We start from the raw sequence: 13840 nt of genomic DNA, 5'->3' as shown, positions 1-13840 counted from the left end.
GTCGTCGTCGGCGTCGCTGCCGAAGACGTCCTCGTCGCGTTCCTAGGCGCCGTAGGCGGCGAGCCATGCGAGGTAGAGCGGCCGGTGGTCACCGGCGGCGAGTTCGGCGCGGACTCCGACCATCGCCGATAGCAGGGTCTCGGCGTCGTAGCCGACATCGAATTCGCCTGCGCCGTCGTTACTGGTGAAGTCGAGTACGACGAACTCGTCCGCGATCCAGGGTGCTCAATTGGTCGCCGGCGCAGTATTGCTCGACGACGTCGGGGTCGAGCAGGTCGCAGGGCAGGCGGAACATGACGCGGTGTGTGCCCCAGTTGGTCACATGCAGGTGTGCGTCGTAGTAGTGCTCGATCAACTGGTTCGGGTCGCCGCGGAAGTCGGCCCAGTGGTACTCGTTGACGAAACTGGTGGCCGTGATCCTTGCCCGGGTGGACAGCGACCGGACCGCGGCCTGCTCGTCATCGTCCAGTGGCCGGTCGATCGCCAGGAACTCGTAGTACTGGTACTCGCTCACCGCTCGTCCAGTTCGTGGTTGAACGGATCTGCCCGGAAGCTGGAGTCGTCTCCCAGGTGGAAGAACAGATGACCCTCGATCGACTCGTGGTCGGCAAGCGCTGCCCAGCCGCGTCCGCTGACTTGGTCGCCTTCGTCGACGCCCTCCCAGGTGAAGTCGACAGCGGGGCGGCCGTCTCGCTCGACTGGACGGCAGTCCAGCCCGCCGCGGACCGCGATGAACCCGAGCTGGCCGGTCCCGTCCTTGGCGAACTCGATGAAACCCGGTTCGACCAGGTCGATGGCGTCGCGGTCCCATCCACTCATCTCAACGATCCGCCATCGCCCGATCAGTGGTGCCGCGAGTCTCCGAGCCCGGTTCGCCATGGGCGGCAGCATAACCATCGCATGGAGGCTCGTTGCCACTCCGGTGCTGTCGGGATCATCAGGTCATCCTGGCAGGATGGTGGTGTGAGTCTCGGTGACGGTCGCGATGGTGGCGGCCCGGATCTGCGCCGTGAGTTGACCGAGTTGCGGGCCGAGCGGGACCGGCTGCGGGTGGAGAATGCGCGTCTGTCGCGTCTGCTGGAGTTGCGGGGCGAGGACACCACGCCGGCGGATGAGCAGCTTGCGGCGCCCGTGGGGCGTGGCGGGCTGGTGTCGATGGCGGGTTCGACGCCGCAGCAGAAGCTCGCTCTTTATCTGGACCTGTTTCGTGCCAGGACCGATACCTACGCCAGGCGCTGGGAGGACCCGCGGACGGGTAAGAAGGGGTGGATGCCCGCGGCGGCGGGAGGGTGGCGCAAGGGCATGACCCGCGCGACCGCCCGCCTGCTCCCGCTGACGCCGGATGTCGTCGCCGAGCATCTTGCCGCGCGGTCGCGGCAAGATCTGTTCATCGGCCTGTACCCGATGCTCCCGGACAACACCTGCTGGTGGTTGGCTGCCGACTTCGACGGCAAGACCGCGATGCTCGACGCGCTGGCGTACGTCAAGGCTGCCCGAACTGCAGGCGTTCCCGCTGCGCTGGAGATCTCCCAGTCCGGTGCCGGTGCGCATGTGTGGATCTTCTTCACCGAGGCGATCCCCGCGCAGACGGCACGCGCAGTCGGGACCGCGCTGATTCACGAGGCCATCCTCCAGCGTGGCGCGATGAGCCTGGGTTCCTACGACCGTCTGTTCCCAAGCCAGGACGTACTGCCCAGCTCTGGCCCGGGCAACCAGATCGCTGCACCGCTCCACGGAAACCGCCGCAAGGACGGGCTCACGCTGTTCCTCGACCCGGCCACGCTGGAGCCCTACGACGACCAGTGGGCCTTCCTCTCGACGCTGGACCGGCTAACGCCCGGTGACGCCGCCCGGCTCGCCCGCAAGTCATCGCGCGCCGCGGTCGGCAACGAAGTGATGGCCCTGGCGCGCGCCGAGTCCACCAAGGTGCACCCGCCCATGCCCTCGGTCGTGCGTGCCGAACTCGCCGCCGGCCTGGTCCTGGACGCGACCGCCCTCCCGCCTGCTGCTCTGGCGACGTTCAAGCACGCCGCCTCAATGGCGAATCCGAAGTTCTACGAGCTGCAGCGGTTGCGTAAGTCCACCTGGGACACTCCACGGTTCGTCACTGGCTACGACCTGACTCTGGACGAGAAGCTCGTCCTGCCTCGCGGACTGCGGCATTTGGTGACGGGCATCATGGAGCGCAGCGGTGCCAGCCTCGACGTCACCGACAACCGGACCGCCGGCACGGAGATCGACGTCGCGCTTATCGGCGAGCTGACCGACCGGCAGGCCGCGGCGGTCGGTGAGCTGCTCGCGCACGATGACGGCGTCCTGGTCGCTCCGCCAGGGTCGGGCAAGACTGTCATGGCGTGCGCGGTCATCGCCGAACGAGCGGTGTCCACATTGATCCTGGTTGATCGCAAGGCCCTCGCCGACCAGTGGCGGACTCGACTGACCGAGTTCCTCGGCCTCAAACCGGGACAGGTCGGCGGCGGACGGAGCAAACTGACCGGGATCGTAGATGTCGCCATGCTGCCCACCCTGGCCAGGCACGACGACGTCGCGCACCTGACCGCCGGATACGGGCAGGTCATCGTGGACGAGGCACACCACGTCGCCGCAGCCGCGTACGACCACACGGTCAAGAAGATCGCCGCCCGGTACTGGCTCGGCCTCACCGCCACCCCCGACCGCCGCGACGGCCTCGGCGAGCTCCTGCGCTGGCAGCTCGGACCGATCCGGCACACGATGACCGACGCGATACCCGGGACACTAGCCGAAGCAGCCGACACCAGCGCAGGACCGGCACGACTGCTGCACCTGCATGAGACCGCGTTCACCGCGGCAGACATCGATCAGGACGCCCCGTCACCGATCGCAGAGGCACACCGGGCGCTCACCGCCGACAAAGGCCGTAATGAGCAGATCCTTGACGATGTCCACGCCGCTCTCAACCAGGGGCGCAACTGTCTGGTGCTGACCCGCCGAGTCGCCCACCTCGAAACGATCACCTCGCTCCTGGCCGGTCGTGGCCACGAACCACTTGTGCTCCAAGGGGGCATGCCTGCCAAGGAACGGCGTGCCGTCGTCGAACGACTCGCGGACGCCAAGGCCGGGGACGGTGTCCTGGTCGTAGGCACCACACCGTTCGTCGGCGAAGGGTTCGATGCACCGGCCCTGGACACCCTGTTCCTCGCGGCGCCGATCTCCTTCGACGGCCTCCTGGTCCAGTGCGCTGGACGAGTTGTTCGCCCCGCACCGGGCAAGAACATCGCCGAAGTGCACGACTACCACGACCCGCTCGTCCCGCTGCTGGCAGCCTCACTCCGGCGCCGCATGCGCGGGTATAAGCGGCTGCGATTCGACCGGGCCTGATGACGCCTCTCGGCATACGGGTGCCAGTCTTCATCCGCAAGCCCATCACATCGGCGTCGACAGATGTGCCAGGACCCCCGTGCTGCTCATGAAACCGCTGCCGATGTGGATCGACGACCGTTCCCGCGAAGAAGTTGCTTCGACCTCGGCCGAGAAGCAGCTGATCACGTTCCTGGTGCCGAGGTCGCGCTCGATCACCGGCGGGTCGACCAAACTTCTCGGATTCGCCGACAACCCGGGAGATCCCGAACCGCAGAGCTTCCGAGACCGCGTGCTGCACATCCCCGTCATGATCACCACCACAGGCGGCCGTGTCCGGATCCAGCTCGACGCCTCCATCTGTTACATGATCACCGTCGCTGCCGTTGGACCCGACTGAGGCACGCCCTCACCTGAACGACAGTTTCTGCCTGCCCACGACCAGAGCCGGACACCAGCAAATCCAAGTCGACAACGCGGTCCCAGGACCAAACCGAAGCCCTCCTGCGACCCCGACACACCCACACCGCCGAATCACACACTGCGACCTCAGACCATGACTGTGGAAGGCCTTCGCTCCCAGGCATCGAGGAGGTGATTGATCTGGTGGGCCGCGGTGAGTTCGCCGGAGTGGTTGGTCTTTGCGCGGTTCTGGAGTTTGAGGAGCAGGGCGGTACGGGCGGCGGTCTTGGTGGTGCCGTCGTGGTCGCGGAACCTGGCGTGAGCCAGGTGCTTGGCGGGTTTGTGGTTCTTGGTGGTCTTCAGGGTCCTGGTGGAGATCTCTCCCCAGGTTCCGATGGGCAGCGGGGTCCTCGGCATGTCGTGCCTCCAACCGGTGTGAGCGTTTCCTGTTCAACGCTTGGCCGGTGCGGGAGGTGAGGGACGACGGTGACGTCGCGGGCCGATGTGAGGTGACGCACAGCCACGGTCAGCCGAAGGTCGCATGGCCCGGTCGGCGGGAGAGATGCGTGGCTGAAAAGGTCGAATAAAAAGTGTCCTGTGGGCGTGAAGAAGCCCAGGCCACGCTGTGACCTGGGCGTTTGTGCGCCGCCAGGGACTCGAACCCCGAACCCGCTGATTAAGAGTCAGCTGCTCTGCCAATTGAGCTAGCGGCGCTTGGCGTTGCCTTCGAACGAAGAGGATCGTAGCAGGGGGATCGGGGAGATGCGAAATCGGTTAGCGGGTGAGGATGGTCATGGCTGCGTTGTGGCCTCCTAGGCCGGAGACGGCGCCGCCTCGGCGGGCGCCGGAGCCGCAGATCAGGAGGTTGGGGACGTCGGTTTCGGTGCCCCAGCGGCCGGTGTCGGCGGGGTCGGTGGCCCAGGGCCATTGGAGGTCGCCGTGGAAGATGTGGCCGCCGGGCATGCCGACGGACTGTTCGATGTCGTACGGCGTCTTGGCCTCGATGCACAGGTTGCCGTCGGCGTCGCGGGCGATGCAGTCCTCGAGGGGTTCGGCCAGGTAGGACTGGAGACCGGCGAGCACCCGGCGTACGGACTCGGCCCGGGTGGAATCGTTGTCGGAGGCAAACAGTCGGGTGGGGAAGTGCACGCCGAAGACGGTCAGGGTGTGGTGGCCGGAGGCAATCAGGTCCGGGGCGAGGATGGAGGGGTCGGTCAGCGAGTGGCAGTACACCTCGGACGGCGGTACGGCGGGGAGCTCGCCGGCGGCTGCGGAGCGGTACGCCGCGTCGAGCTGGCTGTAGTCCTCGTCGATGTGGAACGTGCCGGCGAAGGCCCGCACCGGGTCGTCACCGGACTTCAGCGCCGGCAGGCGGCGCAGCAGCAGGTTGATCTTGAGCTGCGACCCCTCCGGCTTGGCGACGTCGGTCTGACCGCGGAGTGCGGCGAGCGTCGAAGGGGCGACGTTCGAGAGCACCCAGGCGCAGTCGACCGAGCGCTCACCGTCACCGCCGAGCCAGGTGACCGATCCGCTGTTGCCGTCGGCTTCCACGGAGGTGACTGCGGCGTCGGTGACGAGCACAGCGCCGGCGCGCCGGGCGGCGGCCGCCAGCGCATCCGTGACCGCGCCCATGCCGCCGACCGGGACCCGCCACTCGCCGGTGCCGTTGCCGATCAGGTGGTAGAGGAAGCACCGGTTCTGAAGCAGGGACTCGTCGTGCAGACCGGCGAATGTGCCGATGACCCCGTCCGTCGCGACCACGCCGCGGACGGTGTCGTCGGCGAAGCGGCGCTCGATGGTCTCGCCGAGCGGCCGCTCGACCAGCTCGTCCCACAGGGCCCCGTCGACGCGGGAGCGTAGCTCGGCCGCCGACCGCAGCGGCTCGAGCAGCGTGGGTGCAATGGCGGCGGCCAGTGAGCCGACTGAGCCGTAGAAGTCCGTCCAGGCCTCGTACTCCGCGTCGCTGCCGGTCAGCGCGGCGAACGACGCGCGGGTGGCGGCGCCCTCGCGGCGCTCGACCATCAGGCCGACGTCGCGTCCGTCGCGGCGTACGGGCGTGTAGGAGGCGACTGTCCTGGACCGGAGCTCCAGGCTGAGTCCGAGGTCGGCGACGATCTTGTCCGGCAGCAGGCTGACCAGGTACGAGTAGCGCGACAACCGGGCGTCAACGCCGGGGAACACCCGCTCGCTGACCGCGGCACCGCCGGTGTGCGGCTGCTGCTCCAGGACGAGGGTCGACAACCCGGACTGGGCCAGGTACGCCGCGGCGACCAGCCCGTTGTGGCCACCGCCCACGATGACGACGTCGTAGTAGTCCTTCATCACACCGGCCATCCGAGTTTGTTGTAGGCGGCGTCCCAGAACATCCACTCGTACCGGCAGGTGGTCGCGAAGTGCTGGTGACAGCGCTCCCGCTCGGCCGCGCCGACGTCCAGGCCGTCCGTGACGGCGAGCACCGACTCGACGACGGCGTCGAACTCCTCCGAGCCGTACGTCTCGATCCACTTGCGGTACTCGGGGTCGGGGGAGGAGCGCTTGAGCAGCTCCCGCCCGACGTCGCGGTAGATCCAGTAGCAGGGCAGTACGGCGGCGACGGCCTCGGCGTATGTGCCGGTGGCGCACACCGCGGTCAGATATGACATGTACGCCGTCGTGGTCGGGCCGGAGCCGGCTGTGTCGACGTCGGCCGCGGTCAGGCCGAGCGACGCCAGCAGTGACGTGTGCAGGTCCCGCTCGACGGCGATCGCGTTGGCGGCGTGCAGGGCGAACATGTTGACCGCGTCCTCGTCCGTGGCCCGTCCGGCGACCAGGGCGAGGGCGCGGGAGTACGCCCGGAGGTAGTGGCTGTCCTGGACGATGAAGTAGCGGAACGCGTCGCGGTCGAGCGTCCCGTCGGTCAGGCCGGTGATGAACGGGTGCCGGACGATCTCGTCGTACACGGACGCGGCCCCACGGTCCCACAGCTCGCTGGAAAACGTCATCCCCACTCCTCGCCCTCGAATGCCCCGACCTTATCCACGGGGCGCGTGCCGATCACCGAGACGCAGATCACGTTCCGGCCGTATTCTGAGCCATGGGTATTCAGGGGGAGCAGGCGGCTATGCCGCCGGAGTCGCCGCTGTTGGCCCGGATCCGGGCGTCGGTGATCGGCGACGACCAGGTGATGCCGGGGCCGTACGGTCCCAGGCGAGTGACGTACGCCGACTACACGGCATCGGGGCGGGCGCTGTCGTTCCTGGAGGACTTCATCCGGCAGGAGGTCCTCCCGAGGTACGCGAACACGCACACCGAGTCCAGCGGCACCGGTCTGCAGACCACTCGGCTGCGTGAGGACGCCCGGCGGATCATCCTGAAGAGTGTCGGCGGAGACGACGAGACTGCGCTGATCTTCTGCGGGGCCGGCGCGACCGGCGCGATCGACAAGCTGATCGGGATCATGGGGCTGCGCATTCCCGCGGAGCTCGACGACAAATACCACCTCACCGACCAGATTCCACCGGACCAGCGACCGGTCGTGTTCATCGGCCCGTACGAGCACCACTCGAACGAGCTGCCCTGGCGCGAATCGATCGCCGACGTGGTGGTGATCTCGCAGGACGCAGACGGACACATCGACATCGACCAGCTGGAGTCGAGGCTGCAGCAGTACATCGACCGCCCGCTGCGGATCGGATCGTTCTCCGCGGCGAGCAACGTGACCGGCATCGTCACTGACACGCAGCGGGTGTCGGCCCTGCTGCACCGGTACGGGGCGTTGTCGTTCTGGGACTGTGCCGCCGCCGCGCCGTACGTCGAGATCGACATGTACGGCGGGCGCGATCAGGATCCGTTGTCCTACAAGGACGCGATCTTCCTCAGCCCGCACAAGCTCATCGGTGGACCGGGGACCCCGGGGGTCCTGGTCGCGCGCCGCGAACTGCTCCGGAACCGGGTGCCGGACGTGCCGGGCGGCGGGACGGTGGCCTACGTGAATCCGCTGGAGCATCGGTACCTGGAGGATCCGGTGCATCGCGAGGAGGGCGGTACGCCGGCGATCATCGGCTCGATCCGCGCCGGGCTGGCGTTCCAGTTGAAGGCGGCCGTCGGGATCGACGAGATCCGCGCGCACGAGGACGCCTACTTGCGCCAGGCAGTCGCGGCCTGGACCGCGGAGCCGAACCTGCAGATCCTCGGCAACCTGGACGCCGAGCGGCTGTCGATCGTGTCCTTCGTGGTCAAGGCGCCGTCCGGCCGGTATCTGCACCACAACTTCGTGGTCGCGCTGCTGAACGACCTCTTCGGCATCCAGTCCCGCGGTGGGTGCTCGTGTGCCGGCCCGTACGGTCACACGCTGCTCGGGATCGACCTGCACCGGTCGCACGAGTTCGAGGAGGAGATCCTGCACGGCTGTGAGGGAATCAAGCCGGGCTGGGTGCGGGTGAACTTCAACTACTTCATCTCCGAGGCGGTGTTCAACTACATCGTCGAAGCGGTGAAGCTCGTCGCCCGTGACGGTTGGCGACTGCTCGGCGACTACCGGTTCGATCCGGCGACCGGCCTGTGGCGGCATCACCGCGGCCCGGTCGAACCGCCGCTGCGGCTGTCCCAGGTCGGGTACGACGCCGACGGCACCTTCAGATATCCGCGCCACGACCACACGGCGCCGGAGTCCGCGCTCGACGACTACCTCGCCGAGGCGCGCAGGCTGCTCTCCACCTGTCCGCAGGGCCGCACAGACCCCGAGGGACACGTCAACAACGATTTCGATCACCTCCGCTGGTTCGAGTTGCCGTCGCGCTGCTTGGTCCGCGACTAACGCGCTCCGACAGCGCGCAGGGTCTTGGCGATCTCGTCGTACCCGCGGGACTCTGCGTGCTGCAGTGGGCGCACACCGTCGCCGTCCGCGAGATTGGGGTCGGCGCCCGCGTCGAGGAGGATCGTCACGATCTCCTGCCACTGCTGCGTGCCCTTGCCGAGGATGATCGCCTCGAGCAGAGCGGTCCAGCCGAGGTTGTTGACGTGATTGACGTTGATCTTGGTCTGGACGACCCGCCGGACGTAGTCGACGTGCCCGCGCTCGCTGGCCGGGATGACGGAGATGCCGCCGAAGCGGTTCCGCAGGGTGAGGTCCGGGTCCGCGGGGAGGAGGGTTTCGAGCATGGCGACGCTTCCGGTGACACCGGTGACGAGCCACGCCGAGTCCTGCCGGTCGTCCTGCGCGTCAGGGTTCGCGCCGAGCGCCACGAGCAGTCGGGCGACGTCCACCCGGTCGTGCAGTGAGGCGAGCAGCAGCGGCGTACGACGGTGTGCGTCGCGGGACTCGACCGCAGCGCCGGCTCCCAGCGCTGCGGCTACCTTGTTGGCGTCACCCGCAGCCGCACCATCCAGGAGGTCGGCGGCCTTCGCCTTGGTGTCCAGCACGGCGCTGACGGCTGTCTGGCCACGGTCCTTCGCCGCCTGGACCGGTGTGGCGCCGTCGCGCACAGCCGGCTTGGTGCGATCGGCGCCGCCCGCGATCAGCAGCCGCACGGTGTCGACGTACTGCGGGGTGCCCTTGCCGAGGATGACGGCCTCGTGCAGCGCCGTCCAGCCGAGGTTGTTGACGTGATCGACGGCCACACCGGCCTTGATGAGCCGTCCGACAACGGCGGCGTGACCGCGCTCGGCCGCCCGGATGAGCGCGGTGCCCCGGTAGCTGTCGAGGCTCCGGATGTCGGCGCCGTGGGCCAGTGTGAGGTCGAGGAGCTCGAGATAGCCCTCACTGGCGGCGATCAGGAACGCGCTTTGGGTGGTTTCGTCGACCGCGTTGACATCCGCGCCCGCGGCGATCAGTCGCGTGGCCTCGGAAACGTCGTTCTTCCAGGCGGCGGCGATGAGTTGACTGTCGAGACTGGATTGGCTGTCGGGACTGGATGGCACGGAAACACTCCTGGACGGCGCTGGGGTCGGGGTGGATGAGGGTGCGGACGTGGATGTGGGTGCAGGCGTCGACTTCGGTGCGGGTGTACTGACGTCGGTGGAACACGCGGTGGCCGCCATCAGCACGACGGCGACCACTGGGATCGGTCGCCTGGTCATCGGCGCGGGTCTAGCGTGACGACTTGGTACGGCGGGGTGGCGGTCGCCTCGTCGAACTTACTGTCGATCGCGAGCAGCCGGCCCTGGGCGAGCTTCGCTGTGGTCAGCACCCGGTCCGGATCTGTCGGCGTCGCGCGCACCAGTCGCGCAGTCGTGCCATCGGGCGACAACCGTAGGGTGGTCAGGACCTTCGAGAAGTTCCGCACGACCCAAAGCCTGGTGCCCTGCTGCACGAGACCGTCGGCGTTCACAAGATCCGCACCGCCCGTGTCGATGGCGCTGGCCTTGCCGGTGCGCAGGTCGAACCGCCACAGCTTCCCGACGTTGCCCTGGGCCACGACCAGTGCCTTGCGGTCCGGTGAGAGCACGATGCCGCCGAGGTTGAAGCCGGCCGCCGTCTCGATCGTCGCCGTGGCGTCCGCCCACGTGGAGACGGTCCACCGGCCGTGCCGCTCGGCCACGCGGAACACCTGTGGAGCGTTGGAGTTCGTGAAGTAGGCCGCACCGTCCGGACCGATGACCACATCGTTCAGAAAGGCGCTGGGCACGCCGGTCCGCAGCGCCGCGAGCAGTCGTCCGTCACGGCCGTAGACCCACAGATCCGGGGCGCCTGGGTGGTCGATGCTGTTCGGCCCGCCGGCGACGTACACCCGGCCTTGAGCGTCGACGGTGATGCCGCGCGCCGTCCAGCGACCGTCGGTGCCGTCACCGGCGAGCCACTCGCTCGCCGCACCTGTCCGCAGCTGGCCGCGGTGGATCTCGCCACCGGTGGTCTCGGACACGTAATAGGCCTTCGTGCGCGCGTCGTACCCGATGCCCTCGAACTTGGAGCCGCCGGGATCGCCGGGCAGCTCGTATGTGGTCGGGCGCGCGGCGAATGCGGTCGAGGCGCCGGCCCCGAGCAGGGCTGCGGAGAGCGCGAGCGTGGCGGACAGCGAACGGACTGACATCGGAACCTCACAGGTCGGTCGTGGACTTCGAGCTGCCTCAAGCCTTCGTCGTCAGGGCGGTCGGCACGACAGAGGTTCGGCTAGGAACTACTAGCCGAACGGATGATTTTGATCCGCTGCCGACAGCCCTACGATCGGGTGAAGATGTCTACTTCTCACACTCCGTCGATCCTGAGTCACGCGACTCGACTGGTGACCGCGCTGCACGCGGCACTGGTCGTTCTCGTGCTGGGGTCCGCGATCCGGTACCTGACCGGTCACGGCCTGGACGGCCGCGGCCCGTGGGTGCTGGCCGGTGCAGTGGTGCTGCTGGCGACCTACGCCGCCTACCGGCTGCTGCCGCACCGCCTCTGGCTGGCGTTGCTGGTGGCGGAGTGGGTCGTGCTGGTGTTGCTGGCGCCGTCGTTCGCGTGGTGTGCCGTGCCGCTGTCGTTTGTTGCCCTGCGCATCCTGTCGTTCCGCCCGGCCTGTGTGGTTGTTGCGGGCATGGTGGTCGTCACAGTCGTGCAGTGGACGCGAATGACCGACAGGCTGGATCCAACGATCGTGCTGGGCCCGGTGTGCGTCGCAGTACTTGCTGTGGGCGCCTATCGGGCGTTGGAGCGGGACGCGCTGGCCAGACAGGCGTTGCTGGACGAGTTGCACGCCGCACAGGGCGATCTGGCCGACGCGCAGCATCAGGCCGGCGTCATGGCCGAGCGTGCCCGGTTGTCCCGGGAGATCCACGACAGCGTCGCGCAGGGCCTGTCGAGCATCAACCTGCTTCTCCAGGCCGCTGAGAGCGAGTGGGACACCAGACCGGCTGCCGCACGCGAACATGCGGCCCAGGCGGCCGCCACGGCGCGCGACGGGCTCGACGAAGCCAGGAGAGTGGTCCGCGACCTGGCTCCGGCCGAGTTGGCCGCCGGCTTGCCGGATGCCCTGCGGAGGACGTGTGAACGGCTCACAGCGCACAGCGCCCTCGAGGTGCGGGTCCAGGTGCACGGTGCGCCGGTCACACTCGACTCGGAGACGGAGACCGCGCTGTTGCGCACGGCGCGTGGCGCGCTCGCGAACGTGCTCGAACATTCGCACGCGACAACGGCCGTCGTGACGCTGACGTATCAACCCGACGCCGTCGTCCTCGACGTTGTGGATAACGGACGGGGCCTTCCGCGATCTCATGCCAAGATCGATTCCGACCGCGGCCACGGCCTGGCCGGGATCCGTGAACGGCTGAGACAACTGGGAGGAACGCTGGTGCTGGAAAGTGAACCGGGGGACGGTACGGCGCTGGCTGCGTCGATCCCGCTACGGACGACGGAGCATCCATGATTCGGGTGGCTCTGGTCGACGACCATCCCGTCGTGCGCGCCGGCGTACGGGCACTGGTCGAGGCTCAGGACGATCTGAGCGTCGTCGGCGAGGCCTCGGATGCGCAAAGCGCGGAGCAGTTGGTCGCGGCGCTGCATCCGGATGTTGTGCTGATGGATCTCAATCTCGGCCCCGGCGTCGGCGGCGCCGAAGTCGCGGCGCGTCTGCGGGCGTTGCCGGAACCGCCGTACGTGCTCGTGCTGACGACGTACGACACGGAGGCCGACATCGCAAGTGCGATGGACGCGGGTGCCTCCGGTTATCTGTTGAAGGACGCGCCGCCGGAGGACCTGTTTCGGGCCATCCGCGGTACGGCGCGCGGCGAAACGGTGCTGGCGCCGTCGATCGCGGCGCGGTTGGTACGCCGTACCGGCCCGACGCTGACCGAGCGCGAGCTGGAGATTCTCGGCCTGCTCGCCGCCGGCAACTCGAACCGGGAGATGGCGAAGCAGCTGTTCGTCAGCGAGGCGACCGTCAAGTCGCACCTGACGCACATCTACTCGAAGCTGAAGGTGGACAGCCGAGCCGCCGCAGTGGCACGCGGGATCGAGCAACGCATGATCCGGCCGGTCAGCTGAGGCCGGGGCCGTGCGGTGTACCGCGGTACGGCTTGGCCGATCAGGGCACGTTGGCGAGGATCTGTTCGCGGTCGACGATGGCTCGTTACCGCTCGCCGTCGGCGATGAGCCGCGGCGTGCCGAGGACTTCGACGTCGCCGCTGCCCACGGCGAGTGCGGTGTCGGCGGCGGTCACCTCGTGGCACGCGGCGGGACCTCTTCAAGGCGTGTACGCTCTCGAGCGTGGAGCCCGTACACGTTGCTGTTTCGGCGTTGGCTGCATTGTTGCCGATCATGAATCCGATCGGCGCGCTGGCCACGTTCGCGGGACTGACCGACGGTGTCGGACGCGCCGCGATGCGGCGCCAGGCGGTGATGACCGGCGTTTACGTGCTCGGGATCTGACCGTGTTCGCGTTGTTCGGCACGCTTGTGCTCGAGAGGCTGGGGATCAGTCTGGCGGCGCTGCAGATCGCCGGTGGGCTGGTGGTCGGGCATGCCGGATTCGGGATGATCGTGTCGCGGCAGACGCTGACCGATGACGAGAAGACGCATGGGGCGACCAAGACGGACATCTCGTTCTCGCCGATGGCGCTGCCGCTGATCGCTGGACCGGGGGCGATCGGCGTAGTGATCGCGTTGACCGCCAGGAACCCGGGCGTCGCCAATCGGTTGGGCGTGATCGGGGGGGTGGTGGTGATCGCGGCAGCGGTGACGGTGCTGCTGAGGTTCGGTACGCCGGTCGTGGACAAGCTCGGTCCGACCGGGTTGGGGGCGCTGACGCGGATCATCGGATTTCTGACGCTGGCGATCGGCGTCGAGCTGGTGACGCACGGCGTGCTCGCGGCCAAGTAGATCGCGGTCGTTGTGCTGCTGGGTCAGAAGACCAAGGCGAGGACCCAGACGGCGAACGCCAGGAACCCTATGGTGAACGTCACCACCACGACGACGGCGTACCCGAACCACATGCTCCCGCCAGATTTCACCCGTGCATCCTCCCACGCCGACATCCCACCCCACACCTGGTCGCCCGCTCCTCGCGGCGGGTTCGCTGCGCCGTCGTTCGAGCGTCGAGTCGTGGAGAACGGCTGTCGTGGGCGACCAATCCTCACGACTCGGTGACATCCTCCAGAGCCATTCGCCACGACTCGGCGAGGACGCTCGCTCGTGCGACAGCCGGCGG

At 68.2% G+C, this 13840-nt stretch carries 14 protein-coding genes and 1 tRNA gene; 7 read left to right on the top strand and 8 right to left on the bottom strand.

All coding sequences use genetic code 11. The features are described 5' to 3' along the window. Positions 1 to 178: 178 nt before the first annotated feature. Complete coding sequence (locus AB0B82_RS02100; RefSeq protein ID WP_360161465.1) at positions 179 to 514, bottom strand: hypothetical protein; 336 nt, start codon at positions 512 to 514, stop codon at positions 179 to 181. Further along, complete coding sequence (locus tag AB0B82_RS02095) at positions 511 to 819, bottom strand: hypothetical protein (protein WP_360161463.1); 309 nt, start codon at positions 817 to 819, stop codon at positions 511 to 513. Before AB0B82_RS02095 ends, AB0B82_RS02100 begins: the two co-directional genes overlap by 4 nt. A gap of 144 nt (positions 820 to 963) precedes the next feature. Between AB0B82_RS02095 and AB0B82_RS02090 the strand changes: the two genes are divergently transcribed. Both AB0B82_RS02090 and AB0B82_RS02085 read left to right on the top strand, forming a co-directional pair. Further along, a complete protein-coding gene (locus AB0B82_RS02090) occupies positions 964 to 3360 on the top strand; it encodes a DEAD/DEAH box helicase family protein (RefSeq protein WP_360161461.1) in 2397 nt (798 codons plus the stop codon). Between the two features lie 79 nt (positions 3361 to 3439). Continuing rightward, positions 3440 to 3739 (top strand): hypothetical protein, encoded by a 300-nt coding sequence (locus tag AB0B82_RS02085; protein WP_360161459.1) that lies wholly within the window; start codon positions 3440 to 3442, stop codon positions 3737 to 3739. 149 nt (positions 3740 to 3888) lie between these two features. Here AB0B82_RS02085 and AB0B82_RS02080 read toward each other — a convergent pair whose 3' ends face one another. The 4 genes from AB0B82_RS02080 to tenA form a co-directional block, all read right to left on the bottom strand. After that, a complete protein-coding gene (locus tag AB0B82_RS02080; RefSeq protein ID WP_360161457.1) occupies positions 3889 to 4158 on the bottom strand; it encodes a hypothetical protein in 270 nt (89 codons plus the stop codon). A gap of 224 nt (positions 4159 to 4382) precedes the next feature. Next, positions 4383 to 4455: transfer RNA gene (locus AB0B82_RS02075), tRNA-Lys, on the bottom strand. A gap of 60 nt (positions 4456 to 4515) precedes the next feature. Next, the gene (locus tag AB0B82_RS02070) at positions 4516 to 6063 is read right to left on the bottom strand and encodes an NAD(P)/FAD-dependent oxidoreductase (protein WP_360161555.1); all 1548 of its coding nucleotides are present in this window, start codon (positions 6061 to 6063) and stop codon (positions 4516 to 4518) included. After that, on the bottom strand, positions 6063 to 6722 hold the full coding sequence (tenA, locus tag AB0B82_RS02065; protein ID WP_360161455.1) for a thiaminase II: 660 nt from the start codon (positions 6720 to 6722) through the stop codon (positions 6063 to 6065). The genes AB0B82_RS02070 and tenA overlap by 1 nt, the downstream gene beginning before the upstream one ends. Positions 6723 to 6814: 92 nt before the next feature. Between tenA and AB0B82_RS02060 the strand changes: the two genes are divergently transcribed. Further along, complete coding sequence (locus AB0B82_RS02060; RefSeq protein WP_360161453.1) at positions 6815 to 8536, top strand: aminotransferase class V-fold PLP-dependent enzyme; 1722 nt, start codon at positions 6815 to 6817, stop codon at positions 8534 to 8536. Here AB0B82_RS02060 and AB0B82_RS02055 read toward each other — a convergent pair. Continuing rightward, a complete protein-coding gene (locus AB0B82_RS02055) occupies positions 8533 to 9639 on the bottom strand; it encodes an ankyrin repeat domain-containing protein (protein ID WP_360161451.1) in 1107 nt (368 codons plus the stop codon). The genes AB0B82_RS02060 and AB0B82_RS02055 overlap by 4 nt on opposite strands. 155 nt (positions 9640 to 9794) lie before the next feature. Further along, complete coding sequence (locus AB0B82_RS02050; protein WP_360161449.1) at positions 9795 to 10748, bottom strand: SMP-30/gluconolactonase/LRE family protein; 954 nt, start codon at positions 10746 to 10748, stop codon at positions 9795 to 9797. Positions 10749 to 10892: 144 nt separating this feature from the next. On the opposite strand from AB0B82_RS02050, the gene AB0B82_RS02045 reads away from it, so the two are divergent. The 4 genes from AB0B82_RS02045 to AB0B82_RS02030 all read left to right on the top strand — a co-directional run bounded on the left by AB0B82_RS02045 (position 10893) and on the right by AB0B82_RS02030 (position 13512). Then, positions 10893 to 12062 (top strand): sensor histidine kinase, encoded by a 1170-nt coding sequence (locus AB0B82_RS02045; RefSeq protein WP_360161447.1) that lies wholly within the window; start codon positions 10893 to 10895, stop codon positions 12060 to 12062. Then, positions 12059 to 12679 carry a response regulator transcription factor gene (locus AB0B82_RS02040; protein ID WP_360161445.1) on the top strand — a complete coding sequence of 207 codons (621 nt, stop codon included), beginning with the start codon at positions 12059 to 12061 and terminating at the stop codon, positions 12677 to 12679. The genes AB0B82_RS02045 and AB0B82_RS02040 overlap by 4 nt, the downstream gene beginning before the upstream one ends. Before the next feature lie 222 nt (positions 12680 to 12901). Further along, entirely contained in the window at positions 12902 to 13063 is a 162-nt protein-coding gene (locus AB0B82_RS02035) for a hypothetical protein (protein WP_360161443.1), read from the top strand. Between the two features lie 2 nt (positions 13064 to 13065). Further along, positions 13066 to 13512 (top strand): MarC family protein, encoded by a 447-nt coding sequence (locus AB0B82_RS02030; RefSeq protein WP_360161441.1) that lies wholly within the window; start codon positions 13066 to 13068, stop codon positions 13510 to 13512. The last annotated feature ends 328 nt before the right edge of the window (positions 13513 to 13840 follow it).

Source organism: Kribbella sp. NPDC048915, from assembly GCF_040649595.1.
GTDB lineage: Bacteria > Actinomycetota > Actinomycetes > Propionibacteriales > Kribbellaceae > Kribbella.
Note: the sequence above shows the minus strand (reverse complement) of the source record. Positions and strands in the feature narration are given on the sequence as shown.

Excerpts from the sequence above, each read along its gene's own strand:
- AB0B82_RS02045 (WP_360161447.1), top strand. The coding sequence starts at position 10,893 with ATGTCTACTTCTCACACTCCGTCGATCCTGAGTCACGCGACTCGACTG.
- AB0B82_RS02070 (WP_360161555.1), bottom strand. The coding sequence starts at position 6,063 with ATGAAGGACTACTACGACGTCGTCATCGTGGGCGGTGGCCACAACGGG.
- AB0B82_RS02095 (WP_360161463.1), bottom strand. The coding sequence starts at position 819 with ATGAGTGGATGGGACCGCGACGCCATCGACCTGGTCGAACCGGGTTTC.
- AB0B82_RS02040 (WP_360161445.1), top strand. The coding sequence starts at position 12,059 with ATGATTCGGGTGGCTCTGGTCGACGACCATCCCGTCGTGCGCGCCGGC.
- AB0B82_RS02060 (WP_360161453.1), top strand. The coding sequence starts at position 6,815 with ATGGGTATTCAGGGGGAGCAGGCGGCTATGCCGCCGGAGTCGCCGCTG.
- AB0B82_RS02080 (WP_360161457.1), bottom strand. The coding sequence starts at position 4,158 with ATGCCGAGGACCCCGCTGCCCATCGGAACCTGGGGAGAGATCTCCACC.
- tenA (WP_360161455.1), bottom strand. The coding sequence starts at position 6,722 with ATGACGTTTTCCAGCGAGCTGTGGGACCGTGGGGCCGCGTCCGTGTAC.
- AB0B82_RS02050 (WP_360161449.1), bottom strand. The coding sequence starts at position 10,748 with ATGTCAGTCCGTTCGCTGTCCGCCACGCTCGCGCTCTCCGCAGCCCTG.